18 protein-coding genes and 2 pseudogenes are annotated in these 21,643 nt (G+C 75.1%); 9 read left to right on the plus strand and 11 right to left on the minus strand.

Translation table 11 applies throughout. The annotated features are described in order from the left end of the window. Positions 1–135: 135 nt before the first annotated feature. Positions 136–726 carry a bacterial proteasome activator family protein gene (locus ACIA8O_RS09910; protein WP_396293142.1) on the minus strand — a complete coding sequence of 197 codons (591 nt, stop codon included), beginning with the start codon at positions 724–726 and terminating at the stop codon, positions 136–138. 151 nt (positions 727–877) lie between these two features. Further along, positions 878–1,804: a hypothetical protein gene (locus ACIA8O_RS09915; RefSeq protein ID WP_396293143.1), complete on the minus strand. Its 927-nt coding sequence runs from the start codon at positions 1,802–1,804 to the stop codon at positions 878–880. A 167-nt stretch (positions 1,805–1,971) separates the two neighbouring features. Between ACIA8O_RS09915 and ACIA8O_RS09920 the strand changes: the two genes are divergently transcribed. Together ACIA8O_RS09920 and ACIA8O_RS09925 are read left to right on the plus strand one after the other, a co-directional pair. Then, on the plus strand, positions 1,972–2,685 hold the full coding sequence (locus tag ACIA8O_RS09920) for a hypothetical protein (protein ID WP_396293145.1): 714 nt from the start codon (positions 1,972–1,974) through the stop codon (positions 2,683–2,685). After that, positions 2,682–3,977 carry a nucleotidyl transferase AbiEii/AbiGii toxin family protein gene (locus ACIA8O_RS09925; protein ID WP_396293146.1) on the plus strand — a complete coding sequence of 432 codons (1,296 nt, stop codon included), beginning with the start codon at positions 2,682–2,684 and terminating at the stop codon, positions 3,975–3,977. Before ACIA8O_RS09920 ends, ACIA8O_RS09925 begins: the two co-directional genes overlap by 4 nt. A 4-nt stretch (positions 3,978–3,981) precedes the next feature. Here ACIA8O_RS09925 and ACIA8O_RS09930 read toward each other — a convergent pair whose 3' ends face one another. Continuing rightward, positions 3,982–4,959 (minus strand): NAD(P)H-quinone oxidoreductase, encoded by a 978-nt coding sequence (locus ACIA8O_RS09930; RefSeq protein WP_396293147.1) that lies wholly within the window; start codon positions 4,957–4,959, stop codon positions 3,982–3,984. A gap of 168 nt (positions 4,960–5,127) precedes the next feature. Then, positions 5,128–5,793 (minus strand): annotated as a pseudogene (locus tag ACIA8O_RS09935) (potassium channel family protein); the annotation flags it as partial. A gap of 157 nt (positions 5,794–5,950) precedes the next feature. Between ACIA8O_RS09935 and ACIA8O_RS09940 the strand changes: the two are divergent. Continuing rightward, positions 5,951–7,054, plus strand: coding sequence for a potassium channel family protein (locus ACIA8O_RS09940; RefSeq protein WP_396293148.1), 1,104 nt, complete (start codon positions 5,951–5,953; stop codon positions 7,052–7,054). A gap of 239 nt (positions 7,055–7,293) precedes the next feature. Here the strand turns inward: ACIA8O_RS09940 and ACIA8O_RS09945 are convergent, their stop codons facing one another. From ACIA8O_RS09945 to ACIA8O_RS09960, 4 genes and pseudogenes are all read right to left on the minus strand, one after another. Beyond that, positions 7,294–8,463: a molybdopterin molybdotransferase MoeA gene (locus ACIA8O_RS09945; RefSeq protein WP_396293590.1), complete on the minus strand. Its 1,170-nt coding sequence runs from the start codon at positions 8,461–8,463 to the stop codon at positions 7,294–7,296. A 155-nt stretch (positions 8,464–8,618) separates the two neighbouring features. Then, a pseudogene (locus tag ACIA8O_RS09950) lies at positions 8,619–9,577 on the minus strand (NTP transferase domain-containing protein). A gap of 47 nt (positions 9,578–9,624) precedes the next feature. Next, positions 9,625–10,608 carry an MBL fold metallo-hydrolase gene (locus ACIA8O_RS09955; RefSeq protein ID WP_396293149.1) on the minus strand — a complete coding sequence of 328 codons (984 nt, stop codon included), beginning with the start codon at positions 10,606–10,608 and terminating at the stop codon, positions 9,625–9,627. Positions 10,609–10,770: 162 nt separating this feature from the next. Further along, positions 10,771–11,544 carry a polyprenol monophosphomannose synthase gene (locus ACIA8O_RS09960; RefSeq protein WP_396293150.1) on the minus strand — a complete coding sequence of 258 codons (774 nt, stop codon included), beginning with the start codon at positions 11,542–11,544 and terminating at the stop codon, positions 10,771–10,773. A 358-nt stretch (positions 11,545–11,902) separates the two neighbouring features. Between ACIA8O_RS09960 and ACIA8O_RS09965 the strand changes: the two genes are divergently transcribed. Both ACIA8O_RS09965 and manA read left to right on the plus strand, forming a co-directional pair. Beyond that, positions 11,903–13,285, plus strand: coding sequence for a phosphomannomutase/phosphoglucomutase (locus ACIA8O_RS09965; protein WP_396293151.1), 1,383 nt, complete (start codon positions 11,903–11,905; stop codon positions 13,283–13,285). 113 nt (positions 13,286–13,398) lie between these two features. After that, the gene (gene manA, locus ACIA8O_RS09970; RefSeq protein ID WP_396293152.1) at positions 13,399–14,595 is read left to right on the plus strand and encodes a mannose-6-phosphate isomerase, class I; all 1,197 of its coding nucleotides are present in this window, start codon (positions 13,399–13,401) and stop codon (positions 14,593–14,595) included. Between the two features lie 73 nt (positions 14,596–14,668). Here manA and ACIA8O_RS09975 read toward each other — a convergent pair whose 3' ends face one another. Continuing rightward, entirely contained in the window at positions 14,669–15,244 is a 576-nt protein-coding gene (locus ACIA8O_RS09975; protein ID WP_396293153.1) for a class I SAM-dependent methyltransferase, read from the minus strand. A gap of 136 nt (positions 15,245–15,380) precedes the next feature. Here ACIA8O_RS09975 and ACIA8O_RS09980 point away from each other — a divergent pair, with 136 nt between their 5' ends. The 3 genes from ACIA8O_RS09980 (at position 15,381) to ACIA8O_RS09990 (ending at position 19,051) form a co-directional block, all read left to right on the plus strand. Continuing rightward, the gene (locus ACIA8O_RS09980; RefSeq protein ID WP_396293154.1) at positions 15,381–16,295 is read left to right on the plus strand and encodes an NADP-dependent oxidoreductase; all 915 of its coding nucleotides are present in this window, start codon (positions 15,381–15,383) and stop codon (positions 16,293–16,295) included. Positions 16,296–16,357: 62 nt separating this feature from the next. Then, entirely contained in the window at positions 16,358–18,091 is a 1,734-nt protein-coding gene (locus ACIA8O_RS09985; RefSeq protein WP_396293155.1) for an APC family permease, read from the plus strand. Between the two features lie 30 nt (positions 18,092–18,121). Beyond that, positions 18,122–19,051, plus strand: coding sequence for an oxygenase MpaB family protein (locus ACIA8O_RS09990; protein ID WP_396293156.1), 930 nt, complete (start codon positions 18,122–18,124; stop codon positions 19,049–19,051). Between the two features lie 44 nt (positions 19,052–19,095). On the opposite strand, the gene ACIA8O_RS09995 is transcribed toward ACIA8O_RS09990, so the two are convergent. Both ACIA8O_RS09995 and ACIA8O_RS10000 read right to left on the minus strand, forming a co-directional pair. Beyond that, positions 19,096–19,902 carry an alpha/beta fold hydrolase gene (locus ACIA8O_RS09995; RefSeq protein WP_396293157.1) on the minus strand — a complete coding sequence of 269 codons (807 nt, stop codon included), beginning with the start codon at positions 19,900–19,902 and terminating at the stop codon, positions 19,096–19,098. Between the two features lie 32 nt (positions 19,903–19,934). Next, positions 19,935–20,600: a DUF4097 family beta strand repeat-containing protein gene (locus ACIA8O_RS10000; RefSeq protein ID WP_396293158.1), complete on the minus strand. Its 666-nt coding sequence runs from the start codon at positions 20,598–20,600 to the stop codon at positions 19,935–19,937. A 229-nt stretch (positions 20,601–20,829) separates the two neighbouring features. On the opposite strand from ACIA8O_RS10000, the gene ACIA8O_RS10005 reads away from it, so the two are divergent. Further along, complete coding sequence (locus ACIA8O_RS10005) at positions 20,830–21,549, plus strand: helix-turn-helix domain-containing protein (protein WP_396293591.1); 720 nt, start codon at positions 20,830–20,832, stop codon at positions 21,547–21,549. The last annotated feature ends 94 nt before the right edge of the window (positions 21,550–21,643 follow it).

Genomic DNA, 21,643 nt, shown 5'->3' on the forward strand with positions numbered 1-21,643 from the left:
GCCGGCGGCCCACCGGGCCGACGAACAGGGGTCAGGGTATCGGCTCGCCCCGACGCCTCCGGGCGCCGGGGCGCGGCTGTGTCCGAGGTGTGTCCCGGCCGTGAAACTCCGTCCGCGAAGGGCGGGCCCGGTGGCCTACAGGTACGGACCCGAGCGGATGCCGCGGCCGGGCTCCGGCTCCTCCGGCTCCGGCTCGGCGCCGTGCAGACCGGGCGGCAGCGCGCGGCGCATCTGCTCCAGCTGCGCCCGGGCCGCCATCTGCTGCGCGAACAGCGCGGTCTGGATGCCGTGGAACAGTCCCTCCAGCCAGCCGACCAGCTGGGCCTGGGCGATCCGCAGCTCGGCCTCGGTCGGGATGCTGTCCTCGGTGAACGGCAGCGAGAGCCGCTCCAGCTCCTCCACCAGCTCCGGTGCGAGGCCGAGCTCCAGCTCCTTGATCGAGCTGGCGTGGATGTCCTTCAGCCGGGCCCGGCTGGCCTCGTCGAGGGGGGCCATCCGGACCTCCTCCAGCAGCTGCTTGATCATCGAGCCGATCCGCATGACCTTCGCCGGCTGCTCGACCATCTCGGTCACCGGCAGCTCCCGCGGCACGACCTCCTCGCCGTCCCCGACCCGGCCGAACCCCGAGCCGGGGGCCGCCCCGACCGGCAGCCCGTCCGGACCGACGATCAGCACCTTCGGGGACTCGTCCTCCGACTGCGACCGTTCGTTCATCGGCTTCGTCATGGTTCCTTCATATGCTTCGTGCGCGGGGAGGGTCAACTGAGGAGCGCCCGACGTGGCCGGGCGCCGTCCGGGGTGGGGACTCTGACGGACCATCATGCCGCCCACCGGCCGTCCGGGTGCACCGATCCGGCGGGCCGGGGCTGACGCCCGGTCAGCGGCGGCGCAGGCGCAGGCCCACCAGGCCGAGGCCGCAGCCGATCATCGCCAGCCCGGCGCCGAGCGGGAACTGCAGGGTGGAGGCGTCGGTCCAGCGCAGCGGGGCGGCCAACTGCACGGCCGCCGGTGTCGGGCCGGGCACCACCGGGGCCGCCACCGGCGCTTCGACGGCCTCGACCGCCTCCTCGACCGCCGTGCCGTCCCCGAGCTCCGCCGCGGCGCCCGGGGCGGCGGCCCCGGGACGGGCGGCCGGGGCCGCCGGGGCGACCCGGTGGACCGGGGCGGGCCGCTGCACGGCCGGGGCCGCGGGGCGTTCGGCCGCGCCGGGCACCCGGCCCGGGGCCGCGGCGGGCTGCTCGGCGCGGGCGGTCGCGGTGGGGGCCGGCGTCCGGCCGGGCCGGGCGGTCGCGGTGGGCCGGGGGGTCGGCGCCGGGGTGCCGCTCGGGACGGGCGTCGGCAGGACGGTCTGCGCGGCGGCCGGGGTCGGCTCCGCGGCGGGGACGGGCGTCGGCTGCGGGGTGGGCCGGGGGGCCGGGGTCGGCCCGGCCGTCGGGGTCGGGGTGGCCTCGGGCGTCGGGTCGGGGGTCGGGAGAGTCGCCGGGGCCGCGGTGGGGGTGGGGTCGGCCGGCTCGGGGGGCTCGGGCTTGGCCGGGACGGAGCGGCCGGGAGTGGCCGGCACGGTGATCGGCATCTGCACGGTCGGCAGCGCGGGCAGCGGGGGTATCTGGACCTGGGGCAGGCCCGGCAGGGCCGGGCCGCCCGAGGCCTCCGCGACGACCGGCTGCACCGCCTGGGACCCGCCCTGCTCCCCCGCCGCCGGCCCGCCGGCCAGGACCAACGGCAGGGCCAGCCCGGCCGCCACGGCAGCCCGGAGCACGGCCGGAACGGGGAGCGCTGAGTACGCGAACGGAAGTGCGGCCACGGGTGGAGGTCCTTCCGACGGCCGGCCGCGCGGAGCGCGGACGGCGGGCGGGAACAGCTCCGCACCAGCCTCACACACGCGGACAATCCGGGCATTACGGGCAGTCCACCGGAGGTCACTCCGAAAACACGGTGCCGGCGTCAGTGCCGCTTGCGATGATTCCGACCATGCCCACCCCCGCACCGGCGGCCACCGTCCGGGCCGCCACGGCCGAGCACCCGCCGGCCGCCGCTCCCGGTCCGGTCGACCACTTCACCGGCGATTTCGAGACCCACCTGACCGTCTCGATCCCCGCCGCCCGGCTCGCGCGGCTGGAGCGCTGGGCCGACGCGGCCGGGCTCGAGGTCACCCACATCGTGCTGGCCCGGGGCCGCACCCGCCACCAGCCGATGCTCACCCTGACCGGCCGGGGCACCTTCCCGGAGCAGCGCGCCGAAGCCCTGGCCGCCGCCGCCCGGCTGCGGGCCGCCGGCTTCGCGGTGACCCGGATCAAGATCGAGGCCTCCCCGTGGGCCACCGGCGTCCCGGCCACCGCCGCCGAGGCGGTCCGGCTGGGCCCGGACACCTACTTCGAGCACCACCTCAAGGTCCTGCTCCCGCCCGGCCCGGACCACGAGGCCCTGGCCGAACTGGCGGGCCGTCACCACGCCCACCTGTCCTGGAACGCCCGCCGCACCGACCGGGCCGGCCGCCAGCAGCGCTTCGTCACCCAGCGCTGCCACCGGGTCGGCCTGCCCGAGGCCGGCCGGCAGCTGGCCCGGCTGACCGAGGCCGTGACCGGGGCCGGGTACGAGATCCTCTCCTCCGAAAGGGAGTTCGTCGTGTACGACGACAACCTCGCCGTGGACCACGGCTGGCTGACCACCGGGGCGCAGCGGTGACGGGCACCTGGCGGTCCTTCGGCTGGAACAGCCGCGATGTCCCGGACCACCCGCCGAGCGAGCGCGAACGGTCCGAGTACGGGATCCCCCTGACGCTCCGTCCGGTGCAGGGCCCCGGCGCCTCCCAGCGCTCGGTCTTCGAGCCGGCCCTCAAGCAGTACCCCAACGCCTACCGGGCCGCCGACCCGGCCTTCCGCGACCCCGCGCTGGCCGCCGCCTGGCTGCGCGCCCGCCGCCGGGCGATGGACCTGGTGCTGGCCGCGATCGCCGACTCCCCCTGGGTGGACGACCTGGTGATCCGGGGCAGCGTGCTGCTGCGCGCCTGGTTCGGCGAGCAGGCCCGCGAACCGGGCGACCTGGACTTCGTCGTGGTGCCGGCGGACCGCGGCATCGAGGACCCGCGCTCCGCCGCGATGCTCGACGGCATCGCGGCCGCGGCCCGGCTCACCGCCGAGCAGGACGACCGGGGCGTCCGCTTCGACGCCCGCGCGGCGGTCGCCGAGGACATCTGGACCTACGAGCGGGTGCCCGGCCGCCGCCTGGTGCTGCCCTGGACCGCCGAGGGCCTGCCCGGCGGCGTCGTCCAGCTGGACTTCGTCTTCAACGAGCCGCTCCCCGTCCCGCCCGAGCCGACCGCCGTCCCCGGCCTGGAGCGGCGCCGGTCACCGGTGCTCAACGCGGCCACCCCCGAGCTCTCGCTCGCCTGGAAGGTGATGTGGCTGCTCACCGACCGGTACGGGCAGGGCAAGGACCTGCGCGACGCGGTCCTGCTGGCCGAGCACGGGCCGCTGCGGCTGGAGGTCCTGCGCGAGGTGTTCGCCGAGGGCGAGGGGTACTACGCCCTGAACCCGCCCGGGGCCGCCGCGCTCCGCCGGGCCGTCGCCGGTGTGGAGTGGAAGCACTTCGTCACCGAGTACCCGGCCTTCGCCGACCGCGAGGCCGAGCACGGGCAGCGGCTGCTGACCGCGCTGGCCCCCACCTTCGCCGGGCTGCCCGACCTCCCGGAGGAGGACCGGGCCCACCTCCGCCGGTGGCTGGCCGCCTGGGTCGGGCGCTACCGCGAGGTGCTCGACCGGGACGGCTTCGACGCCCTCCAGGAGGCGCTGTCGCGGCGGCTGGGCCACTACCCGGCCGCCGTCGTGATCACCCGGGAGCTGCTCGGCCCCGACCGGCACGGCCTGGCCGGGACCGAGCAGCTGCTCCGTGCCCACCCGGCCTGGTCCGGCTGGCACGGCTACTACGAGCGCAACCCCGCCAGGCTCACCGAGGACCTGGCGCGCTACGACTGGTGACCCGTCAGGCGAGCAGCACCACCTTGCCGACCTGCTCGCCGGCCTCCAGCACGCGGTGCGCCTCGGCGGCCTCGGTGAGCGGCAGCTCACGGTCGACCACCGGCTTCACCACGCCCGCCTCGACCAGCGGCCAGACGTGCTCGCGGACGGCGGCCACGATGGCCGCCTTCTCGGCCAGCGGGCGGCTGCGCAGGGTGGTGGCGGCGACGGCGGCGCGCTTGCGGAGCAGGACGGAGAGGTCGAGCTCGGCCTTCACACCGCCCTGGAGGCCGATGATGACGAGCCGTCCGTTCCGGGCCAGGGCGTCGACGTTCCGCTGGAGGTACTTGGCGCCCATGATGTCGAGCACCACGTCCGCCCCGGCGCCGTCGGTGGCGGCCAGGACCTCGGCGACGAAGTCCTGCTCGCGGTAGTCGATCAGCACGTCGGCGCCCAGTTCGGCACAGCGGGCCAGCTTCTCCGCGCTCCCGGCGGTGACCAGCACCCGGGCGCCGACGGCCTTGGCCAGCTGGATCGCCATCGTCCCGATGCCGCTGGCGCCGCCGTGCAGCAACACCGTCTCGGCGGGGCGCAGGTGCGCCACCATGAACAGGTTCGACCAGACCGTGCAGGCCACCTCCGGCAGTGCGGCGGCCTGGGCCGCCGTCAGGCCCTTGGGCACCGGCAGCAGTTGGCCGGCCGGGACGGCCACCCGCTGGGCGTACCCGCCGCCGACCAGCAGGGCGCAGACCTCGTCGCCGACCGACCAGCCGGAGACCCCGGGGCCGAGGGCGGCGATCCGTCCGGCGCACTCCAGGCCGGGGTAGGGGGAGCTGCCGGGCGGCGGGTCGTAGAAGCCCTGGCGCTGGAGCAGGTCGGCCCGGTTGACGGCGGTGGCCGCCACCTCGACCAGCACCTCGCCTTCACCGGGCACCGGGTCCGGCACCTCGGCCCACACCAGTGCGTCGGGACCGCCGGGCTGAGGGATCGTCATCGCATGCATGCCCCCGACCGTAGTGCGCCCAGGACCTGCCGCGGCCGAACACGGCTACGCGTTCGGGGCTGCGAGGAACTGCGCGGGTACGGAAGGCGGCCCGGCGTGAGATCGGGGCACGTCAGCCGGTTGCACGTGCTGCCGTTCCCCTGCGCGCAGTTCCCCGCGCCCCCGACATCACGTTCCGCTGCGCGAGGCGGCCGGCTGGATGGTGATCACCCGGTCGGTGAGCTGGAGCACCGCCGCCTCCGGGTCGGTGTAGTTGAGCACCCGCCGCCCCCGGACCACCGCCACCACCAGGTCGCCGCACTCGCGCGGACTGCGGCCCGCCTCGGCCTTGGTGACGGTCCGTTCGACCAGGTCGAGCCCGGTGCCGTGGGTGATCAGGTCCTCCATCACCGCCCCGGCGTGCGGGCTGAGCAGCGAGAGGCCGAGCAGCTGCCCGGCCGAGCTGGAGCTGGTGACCACCGCGTCGGCGCCGCTCTGCCGCAGCAGCGGGGCGTTCTCGTCCTCCCGGACGGCCGCCACCACGGTGGCCTCCTTGTTCAGCTGACGGGCGGTCAGGGTGACCAGGACCGCGGTGTCGTCCCGCTCCGGGGTGACCACGATCCGGGCGGCGGTCGGCAGGTCGGCCCGGACCAGGGTCTCGGTCCGGGTGGCGTCCCCGTGCACCCCGGTCAGGCCGTCCCGGCCCGCCTGGTCGATCACCTTGCGCTGCGGGTCCACGATCACGATCTCGTGCTTGCCCACCCCCTGGCCGAGCAACGCGGCGACCGCGTGGCGGCCCTTGGTGCCGTAGCCGATCACGACGGTGTGCTCCCGCACGGTGGACCTCCAACGACTCCACGGGGGCGGCCACCACTCCGGCGCCACCACTGCCCGCGACGATACCCACCCGCCCGCCCGTCCTCCGCACTCCACCACCCGTGCCCCCGTCCGCACGGCGCGACGCGCCGGGGTGGTGGCACACCTGCGCCGGGGCGCCCGCCATCCTTGGACGATGACTGCCAATCAGCAGCCCGAGCCCACGGGCGACAGCACGTGGTTCCGCCGCCCCCGCGCCGGGGGCGGACGGGTCCAGGACACCGACGACCCCGGCGGCCGGATCACCCTGCCGTCCCGGCCGCCCCGGCCGCCGCTGCGCCAGGTCTCCGCCCGGCTGCTGCTGGCCCTCCTGGTACTGGCCTCCACCACCCTGATCGTCTGGCTGGACCGCAGCGGCTACAACGACAACTCCGACGGCGCGGTCGACCTCCTGGACGCCGCCTACTACGCCACCGTCACCCTCTCCACCACCGGCTACGGCGACATCACCCCCGTCAGCGACGGCGCCCGGCTGACCAACATCCTGGTGATCACCCCGCTCCGGGTGGTCTTCCTGATCATCCTGGTCGGCACCACCCTGGAGGTGCTCACCGAACGCACCCGCCAGCAGTGGCGGGTCAGCCGCTGGAAGGACACCGTCCGGGACCACGTGGTGGTCATCGGCTACGGCACCAAGGGCCGCCACGCGGTCGCCGCGCTGCTCGGCCAAGGCTTCCCCAAGGAGTCCATCGTGGTGGTGGACCCGCAGCCCAAGGTGGTCGAGCAGGCCGCCCTGGACGGCCTGGTCGCCGTCCGCGGCGACGCCACCCGCTCCGAGACCCTGATCCGGGCCGAACTCCCCCGCGCCGCCCGGGTCGTGGTCGCCCCCCAGCGCGACGACACCGCCGTCCTGGTCACCCTGACGGCCCGCCAGCTCAACCGCCGCGCCACCGTCGTCGCGGCCGTCCGGGAGGACGAGAACGCCCCGCTGCTGCGGCAGAGCGGCGCCGACGTGGTGGTCCCCAGCTCCAGCTCGGCCGGACGCCTGCTCGGCATGTCGATGCTCAGCCCCAACACCGGCGCCGTGATGGAGGACCTCCTCACCTTCGGCACCGGCCTCGACGTGGCCGAACGGCCCGTCACCCGCGAGGAGGTCGGGCGCAGCCCGCGCGACTGCGACGACCTCGTGGTCGCGGTGGTCCGCGGCCGCAAACTCCTCAACTACAACGACCCCGAAGCCGCCCTCCTCAAACTCGGCGACCGCGTCATCACCATCCAACAGGCCGTCCCCCGCACCTGAGACACACGGCTCGGGGCTGTGCCACCAGGACATGCCGGGTCGCGGCAGAACGTGATGCCGGGGGCGCGAGGAACTGCGCGAAGCGGAAGGCGGACCGGAGCCGGATCGGGGCAGGCGAGCCAGTTGCACGTGCTGCCGTACCCCCGCGCGCAGTTCCCCGCGCCCCCGGCATCACCACCTACGTTCCTCGCTCCCGTGGCATCACGCTCCGCCGCGCGAGGCAGCCGGCACCGCTCCCCTCAGCCAGGAACGGGCAGCACCTCGGCGTAGGCGCCCACCGGCAGGCCGCCCGGGGGGACGACGGCCAGGGCGTCGGCCAGCGCCAGCCCCCGGAGCATGGCGGGCCCGTCGAACGGCAGCGGCCGCAGGCCCGCCTCGGTGCGGAGCACCGGGACGAGCCGGGTGTCCGCCGGGTGGCCGGGGAGGGCCGCCGCGACGGGTTCGCGGCGGGGTGCGGTGTCCGGCCGCCCGGAGCGGGCGTGCAGCAGTGGGAGGGCGAGGGTGAGCAGCCCGGCCACCGCGGCCAGCGGGTTGCCGGGCAGGCCGACCAGGTGGCGTCCGTCGGGGAGGGCGGCGAGCAGCATGGGGTGGCCCGGCCGGACGGCCACGCCGTCCACCAGCAGGTGGGCGCCGACGGCCGCCAGGGCCTCGTGCAGGAAGTCCACCGGCCCGGCCGCCGTCCCGCCGGTGGTGACGACCAGGTCGGCGGGCGAGTGCCGGACGGCGTCGCGGAGCAGTCCGAGGTCGTCCCCGACCCGGCGGCAGCCGGTGAGTTCGGCCCCGGCCGCCGCCAGCCACGGCGGGAGCAGCGGGCCGAGCGCGTCGCGGACCATTCCGGGCCGGGGCAGCCCGTGGTCCAGCAGTTCGTCGCCGAGCAGCAGCAGTTCGACGGTGGGGCGGCGGTGCACCGCCAGTTCGTCGTACCCGGCGGCCGCCGCCAGTCCGAGCACGGCCGGGGTGACCACGCCGCCGGCCGCCAGCAGCGGTTCGCCGAGGCGGCACTCCTGTCCGCGCGGGCGGACGTCCTGACCGGGTGTCACCTCGCCGTGCCCGTACAGCTGGCCGCCCTCGGCCCGGCCGTGCTCGCGCCGCAGGACGCCGGTGGCGCCGGGCGGGAGCTGGGCGCCGGTGGCGATCTCGACGGCCGCGCCGTCGGCCAGCGGGGTGCAGGTGCCGCCGGCCAGCAGACGGCCCGTCAGCCGCCAGGGGCCGGGGCCGGCCACCGCCCAGCCGTCCATCGCGGAGGTGTCGAAGGCGGGCAGGTCGGTGAGTGCGGTCAGCGGTTCGGCCAGGGTGCGGCCGAGGGCCGACCGCAGTGGCAGCCGCTCGGCCGGGGCGGGGGCGCCGCCGGCCGCCCGGGCCACCCGCCGGGCCTCGGGCCAGGGGCCGTGGTCCAGGGTGGCGGGCACCGCCGACGGCGCCCCGGGCAGCAGCCCGTCGGGCAGGTCGAAGACGCCGTCACCCCGGGGAGCCCCCTGCGCACCGGCACCGGACGCCACGTCGCCCTCCTCCCCTGCCGTCTTCGGTACGTCCGTCCCCGTCCCGGCCTCGGACGCGAGGGCCGTCACGGCTGCCGCTCCTGCTCGGCGGCGGCCCAGCGCTCGGCGAGGGCGGCGGTGCGGGCCCGGGCCTCCTCGACGGCCTCGGGGCCGCCGCCCCGCAGGGCGGCGGCGTAGCCGACCAGGAAGGCCGTCAGCGGGGCGGCCGGGCGGGCCACGCCGTGGGCCACCACCCGGGCCAGGTCGAGCAGCCCCGCGGTGTCCACCGCCAGGTCGATGCCCAGTTCGGCGGCGGCTTCGGCGATCCAGTCGTCCAGGGTGCGCTCCATGGCCCCATGCTGCCCGATCCACCTGCCCCGTCCCGGTTCCACCCCGTGACCCCCGCGAGTCGGTTCCCTCACCCGGCGGACCGGTACGCGGTGAGGGGGCGTCAGTCCGGCCCGGTCCCCCGCAGCCGCCGCTCGGCCCGGGCCAGGTCGTCCCAGGTGTCGCAGTCGAGCGCGGTGGCGTCCGGGTCGGGCAGCCGGTGCAGCCGGAGCGGGCCGAGCAGGCGGCGCAGCGGGAGGCCGGCCGGGGGGCCGAGCGTGTCGAGGGAGGCCCGCAGGGCGGCGGTCCGGTAGGCCCCGGCGAGCGGCTGGTCCCGGCCGTCGGCGTCGACCAGCAGGACGCCGTCGTGGTCGCCGAGGCCGTCCAGCAGCCGGCCGGTCGCGGCCCGGTCGAGGAACGGCAGGTCGGCCGCGAGCAGCAGCACCACCTCGGCGGTGACCCGGGCCAGCCCGGCCGCGACCCCGGCCACCGGCCCGCCGCCGGGCGGCTCCTCGCGGCACCAGCGCAGGCCGCCGCGCTCGGTCGGCCGTTCGGGGCCGACCACCACGGTGGTGGCGGCGTCGGGGCAGGCGGCGAGCACCCGGTCGAGCAGGGTCCGCCCGCCGACCCTCAGGGCGGGCTTGTCGGCCCCGTCGAGCCGCCGGGCGGCGCCCCCGGCCAGCACCAGCGCGTCGTGGACCATCGGACGGACCGTCATGCGGCCAGTATCGTCCCCGCTGCCGCCCTCCGGGGGCGGCTCCGTGCTCAGGGGTCCTCGACGATCTCCGCGTCCACGATCCCGTTCTCGTGGCCGTTCTCCTCCGCCCCTGTCTCCGCCCCTGCCCCCGGCCCCGACCCCGCCGCCGCGTACGCCGCCACGTTGGCCGCCGCGCTGAGCTCCAGCAGGGCCGGCTGGGTCAGCCCCCCGTACCGCTCGTTGACGGCCGCGGCCAGTGCCTCGGCGTCGTCCCGGTGCTCGGCGAAGGCGGCGTCGAAGTCCCGCAGGTAGGCGTTGGTGAAGGCGAGCACCCGGGAGGCGTCGTCGTCCGCGCCGGGCGCCCGGTGGCCGGCGATCACCCGGTCCGCGCCGAGCTCGGCGATCCGGGCCAGGTTGGCCCGCCACTCCTCGCGCTGGGCCGGGTCGGTGTCGGCGGTCCAGACGTGGGTGCCGTTGTAGACGAAGTCCCCGGCGATCACCGTGCGGATGCCCGGGACGTGCACCACGGTGGAGCCCTCGCAGTCGGCCTGGCCGAGGCCGAGCACCCGGATCAGCTGACGGTCGATCATCAGCGGCTGCGGCAGCAGCGGGGCGGGCAGCAGCGGGTGGTCCGGGATGTCGGCCCCGTAGACCGGCTTCCACTGGGCGACCTTGGCGGCGACGGTGGCGGCGATCCCGGCCACCACCGGGGGCGCGGCCAGCAGCTGGGCCCGGGGGAAGAGCTTCAGCACCTCCTCGGCGCCGAAGTAGTGGTCGGGGTGGTGGTGGGTGATCACCACGGCCAGCAGCTGGCGGTCCTTGCCGGCCACCCACTCGGCCAGTTCGCGCCCGGCGCCCCGGGTGAGCTGGGCGTCCACCAGGATCGCGGTCCGCTCGCCCATGACCAGACTGGAGGTGGCGAAGAAGGCGGTCTCGGGACCGGTGAAGACCTCGACCGTCAGCGGGGCCGGCGGCGGCCCCTGCTCCGCCGACAGCCCGGACGCCCCGGCCGGCTCCGGCGCTTCCGGCGGTACAGACTGGTCGGGCGTCACATCGGCTCCCTGATCGGCGTGGTGGGCCGTCTCCGGACCCCGTACGGCCAGCTTGGGAGGTAACCGGGCCTTTCGCCGGGTAGGCACGCCCAGGTGAGTGATCAACCACATGCCGGAGGCCCGCCCTGACGCACTGTCAGGACGGGCCTCCGGGAGGTACTGCTACTTCTTCTTGCCCTTGCCGGTGAGCTTCTGCACCCGGGCACCGACGCCCCAGGCGGTGACCCGCCAGAGCGCCTCGACCACGATGTTGCGGCTCATCTTGGAGGCACCGAGCTCGCGCTCGACGAAGGTGATCGGCACCTCGCTGACCTTGTAGCCGGCCTTGACGGTGCGCCAGGCCAGGTCGACCTGGAAGCAGTACCCGGCCGAGGCGACCTCGTCCATGCCGAGACCCTCCAGGGTCTCCTTGCGGAAGGCGCGGTAGCCGCCGGTGACGTCCTTGATCGGCACGCCGAGCATCAGGCGGGAGTAGGTCGAGCCGCCGCGCGAGAGCAGCAGGCGGGACTTCGGCCAGTTGACGACCTTGCCGCCGGGCACCCAGCGGGAGCCGAGCACCAGGTCGGAGTTGCGCAGCGCGGTGAGCAGGCGGTGCAGCTCCTCCGGCTGGTGGGAGCCGTCGGCGTCCATCTCGACGAGGACGTCGTAGCCGTTGTCGATGCCCCAGCGGAAGCCCGCGAGGTAGGCGGCCCCGAGGCCCTCCTTGCCCTTGCGGTGCATCACCTTGATGTGGTCGTCGTCGGCGGCCAGCTTGTCGGCGATGTCGCCGGTGCCGTCCGGGCTGTTGTCGTCCGCGACCAGGACGTGGACCTCGGGGACGGCGGCGCGGACTCGGGAGGTGATCCGCTCGACGTTCTCGGCCTCGTTGTAGGTCGGGATGATTACGAGCACCTTGCCGAGGTCGGCGAAGGTGCTCTCCTGGTCAGCGGCGGTCACGTCTGAGCCTTTCGGAATGCAGCGGGGGGAAGCGGCAGCGAGCCCGCGCGTCCGGAGATGCCAGGACGGCCGAGCGCGTGCGGGTGCAGGGCCCACAGAAGAAGAAGACGTCTGAGAATGCGCATGCTACCCCGGGCCGGTGCGTGCTCCATCCTCCGGGCCACCTGCGGACTCGGTACGAAGCCCGTGAACAGGTAGTCTCCTGCTCATCCTGAACACCCGTGGGTCGCGAAGCAAACCGTTCGCTCGCGCCCGGTCGGCCGCCCGCCACGCCTCCTCTCGCGTCGGAGGGCAACCGCCGCAGCCGGAGCCCTGCCCGCGCAGGTGTGCCGACCGAACAGTGTGGAGTGCCAGTCCGATGCGGGACCTGAAGCAGCTGGTGAAGGCGTACGACGTCCGGGGTGTGGTGCCGGACCAGTGGGACGAGGTGCTGTCGCGGGCGTTGGGTGCGGCGTTCGTGCGGGTGGTGGGTGCCTCGGCGATCGTGGTGGGCCATGACATGCGCCCGTCCTCGCCGTCGCTGTCGCGGGCGTTCGCCGAGGGTGCGGCGGCCTCGGGCGCGGACGTGGTGGAGATCGGGCTGTGCTCCACCGACCAGCTGTACTACGCCTCGGGGTCGATGGACCTGCCGGGCGCGATGTTCACCGCCTCGCACAACCCCGCGCAGTACAACGGCATCAAGCTGTGCCGCGCGGGCGCGGCGCCGGTGGGCCAGGACACCGGCCTGTCCCAGATCCGTGAGCTGGTGGAGTCCTGGACCGCCGCCGACGACACGATCACCGTGCCGGCACTGGACGTCGAGGAGGGCGGCATTTCGCAGCGCGAGACGCTGCGCGGCTACGCCGACCACCTGCTGGGCCTGGTGGACCTGTCGGCGATCCGGCCGCTGAAGGTCGTCGTGGACGCGGGCAACGGCATGGGCGGCCACACCGTGCCGACCGTGTTCGACGGTCTGCCGCTGGAGGTGGTGGACCTGTACTTCGAGCTGGACGGCACCTTCCCCAACCACGAGGCGAACCCGCTGGACCCGGCGAACCTGGTGGACCTGCAGGCCAAGGTGGTCGAGGTCGGCGCGGACATCGGCCTGGCCTTCGACGGCGACGCGGACCGCTGCTTCGTCATCGACGAGAACGGTGACCCGGTCTCGCCCTCGGCGATCACCGCGCTGGTCGCCGCCCGCGAGATCGCCCGCGCCCGCGCCGCCGGCGAGGACAACCCCACCGTCATCCACAACCTGATCACCTCGCTGACCGTGCCCGAGGTGGTGCGCGAGCTGGGCGCCACCCCGGTGCGCACCCGGGTGGGGCACTCCTTCATCAAGCAGGAGATGGCCGACACCGACGCCGTCTTCGGCGGCGAGCACTCCGCGCACTACTACTTCCGCGACTTCTGGCGCGCCGACACCGGCATGCTCGCCGCCCTGCACGTGCTGGCCGCCCTCGGCGGCCAGGACCGCCCGCTGTCCCAGCTGACCGCCGCCTACGACCGCTACGCCGCCTCCGGCGAGATCAACTCCACCGTCGCCGACCAGGACGAGCGCACCCAGGCCGTCCTGGCCCACTACAACGGCGACGACACCACCGTCGACACCCTCGACGGCGTCACCGTCACCGGCCCCACCTGGTGGTTCAACCTGCGCGCCTCCAACACCGAACCCCTGCTGCGCCTGAACGTCGAGGCCAAGGACCAGGCCACCATGGAGGAGACCCGCGACACCGTGCTGGGCATCGTCCGCGCCTGACACCACCAGCCGCACGACCGACCGCCCGTATCCCGCCGTTCTCCGGTTGGTACGGGCGGTCGGTTAGGGTCTTCACCTCACTGCGCACTCGGCACCAGACAGGACGACAGCTCATGGACAGGCTCACCAACACCGTCCGCCCCTACGCCTGGGGGTCCGTCCACGCGATCCCCGCGCTGCTGGGTGTCCCGGCCACCGGTGCACCGCAGGCCGAGCTGTGGATGGGCGCCCACCCGGGCGACTCCTCCCGGGTGGACCGCGGTGAGGGCCCGGCCGCGCTGAACGAGCTGATCGCGGCCGCCCCGGAGGCGGAGCTGGGCGCCGAGTCGGTGGCCAAGTTCGGACCCGAACTGCCCTTCCTGCTCAAGGTGCTGGCCGCCGGGCTGCCGCTCTCCATCCAGGCCCACCCGACGCTGGAGCAGGCCAAGGCCGGCTTCGCCGACGAGGAGGCCCGCGGCGTGCCGCTGGAGGCACCGCACCGCAACTACAAGGACGCCAACCACAAGCCCGAACTCATCTGCGCGCTGGACGAGTTCGACGGCCTGTGCGGCTTCCGCACGCCGGCCGAGGCGGCCGCCCTGATGGAGTCCCTGGACGTCCCGGAGCTGGCCCCGCTGGTCGAACTGCTGCGCGGCAAGCCGGAGTCGGAGGCGCTCAGCGCCGCACTGGCCACCGTCCTGTCGATGACCGGCGAGACCGCCGAGCGCACCGTGGCGGCCACCGCCGCCGCCGTGGAGCGGGCCGCCGCGGGCGAGGACCCGACCGGCCAGTTCGGCGGATACGCCTACGCCGCCCGGGAGTTCCCCGGCGACACCGGGCTGCTCGCGGCCCTGCTGCTCAACCACGTCCGGCTCCAGCCCGGCGAGGCGCTCTACCTGGGCGCCGGCCTGGTCCACGCCTACCTGCGCGGGACCGGCGTCGAGATCATGGCCAACTCGGACAACGTGCTGCGCTGCGGCCTCACCCCCAAGCACGTGGACGTCCCCGAGCTGCTCAAGGTGGTCGAGTTCACCGCCTCCCGCCCCGAGGTGATGCGGCCCGCCGCCGACGCCTCCGGCGAGCAGCTCTACCCGGTGCCGATCGACGAGTTCCGGCTCTCCCGGTACGCGCTCGACGGCACCCCCCGCACCCTGCCGGGCCGGGCCCCGCAGATCCTGCTCTGCACCGAGGGCACCGCCCTGCTCACCGCCGCCGACGGCACCGAACTGACCCTCGCCACCGGCCAGTCCGCCTTCCTCCCCGCCGCCGGCACCGGGACCACCCTCACGGGCGAGTCCGCCACCGTCTTCCGCGCCACCGTCACTCTCTGACGCACCGTCATCCCCTGACGCACCGCCACCCTCCGGCACGCCGTCACCCGGTGTCCTGGGGCCCGCCCGGGGCTCAGGACACCGGCCGCTCCAGCACCAGCTGCTCCCAGCGCACCCCGGCCCGCCCGTGCCCGTCGGCCCGCCCGCTCCGGTGCACCTCGGCCAGCCCGGACCCGCCGCCCAGCAGGGCGCTCTCCTCGGCCGACACCGGGAACATCCGCCGCCCGGCCGGCACCGGCCCGTGGCGCAGCGTCAGCAGCAACCGTCCACCGGGCGCCAGCAGTCCGGCCACCCGGCGCATCGCCGTCCGCCGCTGCTCCTCGTCCAGGTGCATCCACACCGCGACCGCCGTCACCAGCTCGTACTCCCCCACCACCCGGGCCAGGTCGGGCAGTTCGTCGACCAGCCAGGTGATCCCGGGGCCCTCGTGCACCCGTAGCTCCACCACCGGCTCCACCGCCGTGACCAGATGGCCGCGGGCCGCCAGCCAGGCCGCGTCCCGGCCGGTGCCCGCCCCCAACTCCAGGACCCGCACCGGCCGTTGCGGCAGCAGGTGGAGCACCTGCGCGTGCAGCTGCTCGAAGGTGACCTCCTCGTACTGGGCGATCAGCTCCGCCGCCGCCTCCCGGTACCCGCTGGTGCCGTGCACGCCCACCGCCCCTTCCTCCCTCAGCCTGGGACCGCCGGTCCCAGGCTGAACCGTCCTCTGCCACCGCCGGCCGCGCGGTGGAAACCTCGTCCACGTCAACGAGATCACGAACAGCGACGGACCAGGAGTTCCCACCATGCGCGCAGTCACCGTCTCCACCTTCGGCGGCCCCGAGAACGTCGAGATCACCGAGGCCCCGGTGCCCGGGCCCGCCGCCGGCGAGCTGCGGATCCGCACCCGGGCCGCCGCCGTCCACCCGGCCGACGCGGCCGTCCGCTCCGGCGCCGTCGCCGCCTACCTGCCGTCGCTGCCCTCCCACCGGCTGGGCTGGGACCTCGCGGGCACGGTGGACGCGGTGGGCGAGGGGGTGCGGGGCTTCCGCCCGGGCGACGAGGTGATCGGCCTCTCGCACTGGTTCCGCAGCCACAACGGCGTGCACGCCGAGTACGCGGTGCTGCCCGCCTCCGCCGTCGCCCCCGCCCCGGCCGGGGTGGACGCCACCGTGGCGGCCGCCCTCCCGCTGAACGGCCTCACCGCCCTCCAAGCCCTGGACGCCACCGGACTGACGGCCGGTCAGACCCTGCTGATCACCGGCGCCGCCGGGAACCTCGGCGGCCTGGCCCTCCAACTGGCCACCGCACGGGGCCTGGACGTGCTGGCGCTGGCCGGCCCCGGCGACCGCGAGTTCGTCACCGCGCACGGCGGCCGCTTCGTCGACCGGGACGACCTGGCCTCGCTGGCGCTGCTCGCCCCCGACGGCGTGGACGCCGTGCTGGACACCGCCCTGCTCGGCCCGGCCCTGCTCCCGCACCTGCTGCCCGGCACGGTCTTCGTCGCCGTCCGCCCCACCGGCGACCTGCCGGCCGACACCCGGCTGACCGTCGTCGACGTGGTGCCGGACGGGGCGCGGCTGGCCGAGCTGGCCGAGCTGGTGGCCTCCTCCGCGCTCACCGTCCGGGTGGACACCGCCGTCCCGTTCACCGAGGCGGCGAAGGCCCACGCCCGGCTGGCCGGGCGCGGGGTGCGCGGCGCGGTGGTGCTCACCTTCTGACGGGGTGTCGGCAGGGGTGCCGACGGGGGCGGACGGACCGGATGAAGGGCACGAAAAGGGACATGCGATCCTTTTTCGTGGCCATCACCACCAGATCCGGCCAGACCGACAGGAGCACCGTGCCCACGCCGCCCGAACCCAGCACCGGGAACTACCGGAAGACCCTGGGGACCGTCGCCCTCACCGCCACCGGCCTCGGCTCGATCATCGGCTCCGGCTGGCTGTTCGGCGCCGCCAACGCGGCGGCCATCGCGGGGCCGGCCTCGATCCTGGCCTGGGTGGTCGGCGCGGCCATCGCCTTCACCATCGCGCTCTCCTACACCGAGCTGGGCGCGGCCTTCCCGGAGGCCGGGGCGATGGTCCGGTTCGGGCACTACTCGCACGGCTCGCTCACCGGCTACCTGGCGGCCTGGGCGAACTGGATCGCCATCGTCTCGGTGATCCCCGGCGAGGCCACCGCCTCGGTCCAGTACATGAGCTCCTGGGACTTCGCCTGGGCCCGGGGCCTGTTCGACGGCAGGGAGCTGACCGGCACCGGGCTCGCGGCGGCGGCCGTGCTGGTGGTGGTCTACTTCGCGCTGAACTGGTTCGCCGTCAGCATGTTCGCGAAGACCAACACCGCGATCACGGTCTTCAAGCTGGTCGTCCCGGCGCTCACCGTGGCCGCCCTGCTGGCCACCTCGCACCACACCGAGAACCTCACCTCCGGCGGCGGCTTCGCCCCGGGCGGCGCCTCCGCGGTGCTCACCGCCGTCGCCACCTCGGGCATCGTCTGGGCCTTCAACGGCTTCCAGTCCCCGGTCAACCTGGCCGCCGAGGCCAAGAACCCGGGCCGCTCGCTGCCGGTCGCCGTACTCGGCTCGATCGGCATCGCGCTGGTGGTCTACCTGGGCCTGCAGACCGCCTACCTGCTCGCAGTGGACCCGGCCGCGCTGGCCGCCGAGGGCTGGGGCGGCCTGCAGACCACCTTCCGCTCGCCCTTCGCCGACCTGGCCACCGCGCTGATGCTCAACTGGCTGGCGCTGCTGCTCTTCGCGGACGCCTTCGTCTCCCCCTCGGGCACCGGCATGACCTACGCCGCCACCACCGCCCGGATGATCCACGGCATCCAGCGCAACGGCCACCTGCCCGCGGTCTTCGCCAAGGTGGACCGGAAGTCCGGCATCCCGCGCCCGGCGATGCTGCTCAACCTGGCGATCGCCTTCCTCTTCCTGGCGGTCTTCCGGGGCTGGGGCGCGCTGGCCGCGATCGTCTCGGTGGCCACCGTGATCTCCTACGTCACCGGCCCGGTGGCCGCGGTGGCACTGCGCCGGATCGCCCCCGAGCTGCCCCGCCCGGTGCGGCTCCGTCAGCTGCCCTGGGTGGCCCCGCTGGCCTTCGTCTTCGGCACCCTGGTGCTGTACTGGGCCCGCTGGCCGCTCACCGGCCAGGTGCTGCTGATCATCGGCGCCGGACTGCCGGTCTACGCCTGGTACGAGTGGCGCGCCCACCGCACCGACCCCGCGCACGACCTGGCCCGGCACCTGCGCTCCGGCGTCTGGCTGGTGGTCTACCTGGCCGCGATGGCCCTGGTCTCCTGGCTGGGCGGCACCGAGTTCGGCGGCCTGGGCTACCTGGCGCCCGGCTGGGACGTGCTGCTGGTCGCCCTGATCGGCTTCGCCACCTACCGCTGGGGCCTGGCCAGCGCCTGGCGCAGCCCGGCCCTGGACGAGGCCGTGGCGGCCGCCCTGACCCGTCGTCAGCAGGCCGGACAGGAGGCCCCGGTGACCGCCGGGGAGCCGGTCGGTACCGTGTGACGGTACGACGGGCGACGGGGGGAGCTGTCCATGACCGCGACGAGCACGGCGGGCCTGCCCAATCCCGTGGAGGCGCTCCGGGAGCACCTGCTGGCGCAGATCAACGCCACCGTGCACGGCCCCGACCTGCACCTGGAGCGCTACGACCGGCCGGCCGGCGACCCCGGCCTGTTCGGGCCGGACAGCGTGGTCTGGCGGGTGCACGCGCACCCCGCCGGGATGCTGGTCGGCGGCTTCGCCGCACTGCTGCTGCAGTCCCTGCACCCGCTGGCGATGGCCGGGGTGGACCACCACTCCGACTTCCGGGCCGACCCGACCGGCCGGCTGAACCGCACCGCCCGCTTCGTCACCACCACCACGCTGGGCTCCACCGAGGCGGCCCGGCAGGCGATAGCGGCCGTCCGCCGGATCCACCCGCACATCAAGGGGACCGCCGCCGACGGGCGGCCGTACCGGGCCGACGACCCGGCCCTGCTCACCTGGGTGCACACCGCCGAGGTGGCCTGCTTCCTGACGGGGTACCAGACCTTCGCCGCCGAGCGGCTGACCCCGTCCGAGTGCGACGCCTACCTGGCCGAGTACGCCCTGGTGGCCGAACTGCTGGGCGCCGCCGGCGTACCCGCCTCGCGTGCCGGGGTGCGGTCCTACCTGGCCGGCGTGCGGCCCGAACTGCACGCCGTACCGGCCGCCTTCGACGTGCTGCGGCTGCTGCGGGGCTTCGGGCGCTCCCCGCGCGAACGGCTCGCGGTGCGGGTGCTCACCAACGCCGCGCTGGCGGTGCTGCCGCCGTGGGCCCGGGCCGAGCTGGGCGTCCGGCGCCCGGCCGCGGTGCGCTCCGGCTGGGACCTGCCGCTGGCCCGGGCGCTCGGGCGGGTGATGGTCTGGGCCTGCGGCCCGTCCCAGATCCGGGCCGCCGCCGTGCGGCGGGCCACCGCCGCCCCGGGCTCGGACGCGGCCTGACGCTCCGTCACCGGCCCTGCCGGTCACGCCGCCGGTCCTGCCGGTCACGCCGCCGGGGCCAGGTCGCGGACGGCGTCGGCCACCGCGCGGAAGTCGTTGCGCAGGATCTTGGAGTGGTTGCTCCGCACCTTGGCGCTGATCTCCACGTTCGGGCTGCCCTCGGCCACCTTGCGGAAGTCCGCCCGGATGCCCTCCATCACCTCGGCCGCCCCGCCCAGGTTCCCGCCGGAGGCGAGCACGTAGCGGACCGGGGTCTGGATCCGCTCCAGCACCGGCACCAGGACGCGGGTGGCACAGACCTCGTTGGCCTCGATGTTCACCTCGGCGTGCTCGGCGGCGCTCATCTTCGCCGCCATCCCGAACAGGCGGGCCACCGGGAAGAGCGGGCCGAGCCGGCGGAACAGCCTGCGGATCTGCTCCCGGCCGGCCTCGTCCAGCCAGTCGTTCGGCAGCGCGCCGTCCACCGAGACCACGCCCGCGGCCCGGCCCGGGTTGCGGTCGGCCCAGTTGATCCCGATCGCCGCCCCGTAGGACCAGCCGACCAGCACCGGACGGTCCGCCTCGGTGATGCCGCGCGCCGCGAGCACCGCGCTCACGTCCCGCACGCAGGCGTCGAAGGAGTGGTCGGCCGAGCGGCCGGAGCGCCCCCGGGCCCGGGCGTCGAAGGTGATGTGCCGGTAGCCGTCGCCCAGTTCGGCGATCACCCGGCGCCAGTGCGAGGTGTCGGCGTAGCAGCCGTTCAGGTAGACCACCGGGCGGCCGGGGCCGCCGGTGTCGCTGACGGCCAGGGTGGTGTCCTCGACCTGCACGGTGCCGGTCCAGGCGGGGATGGTCATGGTGTCGATGCTCATGTCTGTTTGATCCCTCGGTGTGTGACGGACGGTCAGAGGCTGCGGGCGGCGATGTCGCCGTAGGAGGTGGTGGCGCGGATCGCGAGGGCGGGGGTGCCCGCGTTCTGCAGGGCGTTGACGACCCGGCCGTACGCGGTGCCGGCGTCCAGCGAGGCGGAGACGCCCCTGGCCGCGCCGACCGTGATGTCACCGGCCTCGGTGCGCAGCGCGAGGGTGCCCCCGTGGGCCTCGGCGACGGTCAGGTCGCCCTTGGCGGTGGTGAGTTCGGCGCTGCCGGTGAGGCGGGCCAGGTGGATGTCCCCCGCCTGGAGGGTGAGCCGGGCGGCCGAGGCCTCGTCGAGCTTCACGGTGCCGGCGGCGCCGGTGAAGACGACCTCCCCGAGCCGGCCGACCCCGCGCAGGTCCGCGGCGGCGGCCGTGGCCTCCACCCGGGAGCCGGCCGGCAGCTGGACGGTGACCTCGACCGAACCGCTCGGGCCGAAGACCCGCTTGGCGGCCTCCGGGGTGCTGACCCGCAGCACGCCGTCCCGGTACTCGACCACGGTCTTCCCGGCGGCCTCGACGTCGCGGCCGCGGCCCGGGTCGGCCGGGCGGACCTCGACGGTGGTGTCGGCGCGGTCCGCGGCGATCAGCTGGATGCGGCCGGCGGCGACGTCCAGAACGGTGGTGATCGGGGCGGTGGTGGCGAACTTCTGCATGGTGACTGCTCCTGCGTCGTTGGTGTTTCTGGCATCGCAAACGCTACGTTGCACTCACGGATCCGGCAACTACTTCATTGCACGCTACGGCCATATTCCCAGCTCAAGACCGCAAAATCATTGCAACGTCCTCCCGCTCAATGCAACGAAACGTTGCAATGGAATGACGGCGAACGCTATGCTGGTGCCACCCGACGAGAAGTCCAGCCAGAAGTCGAAGGAGCACGCGATGCCGGGCGGCCGCCTCACCCAGCAGGAACGCCAGCAGATCGCCCTCGGCCTGGCCGACGGCCTCGCCTACGCGGAGATCGCCAGACGCCTGGACCGCCCGACCTCCACCGTCACCCGCGAGGTGATGCGCAACGGCGGCCCCACCTCCTACCGCGCCGACCTCGCCCACCGCGCCACCGAGCAGCGCACCCGCCGCCGCACCCCCGCCGCACCCAGGCCCCGCACCGAGCTCCCCCAGACCCACGGACGGGACCCAGAGGCGGTGCGCGGGTACGAGGAGGTGCTCACCACCGTCCTGATGGCCACCGGCACGCCGAAGATGATGGCCCGGGTGCTGGCCTGCCTCTACATCACCGACTCCGGCAGCCTCACCGCCGCCGAACTGGCCCAGCGCCTCCAGGTCAGCCCCGCCTCGATCTCCAAGGCCGTCGCCTTCCTCGACCAGCAGGGCCTGCTCCGGCGCGAGCGCGACGAGCGGCGCCGCGAGCGCTACGTGGTCGACGACGACGTCTGGTACCAGGCGATGATCGCCAGCGCCGAGGGCACCACCCAGCTCGCCTCCACCGCCCGCGAGGGCGTCACCGTCCTCGGCCACGGCACCCCCGCCGGCACCCGGCTGGAGAACATCGCCCGCTTCGTCGACTTCGTCTCCGAGAGCATCGTCCGGGCCGCCGAACAGGCCCGCGAGATCCTCCACACCAAGCCGGAGAGCGACTGACCCCCCGTCACCGCGCCGCGAAATTCGATTGACCACCCCGGTGGGCGGCGCTGCACTGTGGCGGGGCACCGCGCACGGCGGCGCCGCGCGACAC

Origin of the sequence: Kitasatospora sp. NPDC051853 (assembly GCF_044452665.1) — a bacterium.
In the GTDB taxonomy this organism is placed as follows: Bacteria; Actinomycetota; Actinomycetes; order Streptomycetales; family Streptomycetaceae; genus Kitasatospora.

What these genes read in the sequence shown, in the direction of transcription:
- ACIA8O_RS10000 (WP_396293158.1), bottom strand. Translation starts at nt 20,600, where the DNA reads ATGCAGAAGTTCGCCACCACCGCCCCGATCACCACCGTTCTGGACGTC.
- ACIA8O_RS10005 (WP_396293591.1), top strand. Translation starts at nt 20,830, where the DNA reads ATGCCGGGCGGCCGCCTCACCCAGCAGGAACGCCAGCAGATCGCCCTC.
- ACIA8O_RS09985 (WP_396293155.1), top strand. Translation starts at nt 16,358, where the DNA reads ATGCGATCCTTTTTCGTGGCCATCACCACCAGATCCGGCCAGACCGAC.
- ACIA8O_RS09910 (WP_396293142.1), bottom strand. Translation starts at nt 726, where the DNA reads ATGACGAAGCCGATGAACGAACGGTCGCAGTCGGAGGACGAGTCCCCG.
- ACIA8O_RS09965 (WP_396293151.1), top strand. Translation starts at nt 11,903, where the DNA reads ATGCGGGACCTGAAGCAGCTGGTGAAGGCGTACGACGTCCGGGGTGTG.
- ACIA8O_RS09980 (WP_396293154.1), top strand. Translation starts at nt 15,381, where the DNA reads ATGCGCGCAGTCACCGTCTCCACCTTCGGCGGCCCCGAGAACGTCGAG.
- ACIA8O_RS09930 (WP_396293147.1), bottom strand. Translation starts at nt 4,959, where the DNA reads ATGCATGCGATGACGATCCCTCAGCCCGGCGGTCCCGACGCACTGGTG.
- ACIA8O_RS09940 (WP_396293148.1), top strand. Translation starts at nt 5,951, where the DNA reads ATGACTGCCAATCAGCAGCCCGAGCCCACGGGCGACAGCACGTGGTTC.
- manA (WP_396293152.1), top strand. Translation starts at nt 13,399, where the DNA reads ATGGACAGGCTCACCAACACCGTCCGCCCCTACGCCTGGGGGTCCGTC.
- ACIA8O_RS09990 (WP_396293156.1), top strand. Translation starts at nt 18,122, where the DNA reads ATGACCGCGACGAGCACGGCGGGCCTGCCCAATCCCGTGGAGGCGCTC.
- ACIA8O_RS09920 (WP_396293145.1), top strand. Translation starts at nt 1,972, where the DNA reads ATGCCCACCCCCGCACCGGCGGCCACCGTCCGGGCCGCCACGGCCGAG.
- ACIA8O_RS09995 (WP_396293157.1), bottom strand. Translation starts at nt 19,902, where the DNA reads ATGAGCATCGACACCATGACCATCCCCGCCTGGACCGGCACCGTGCAG.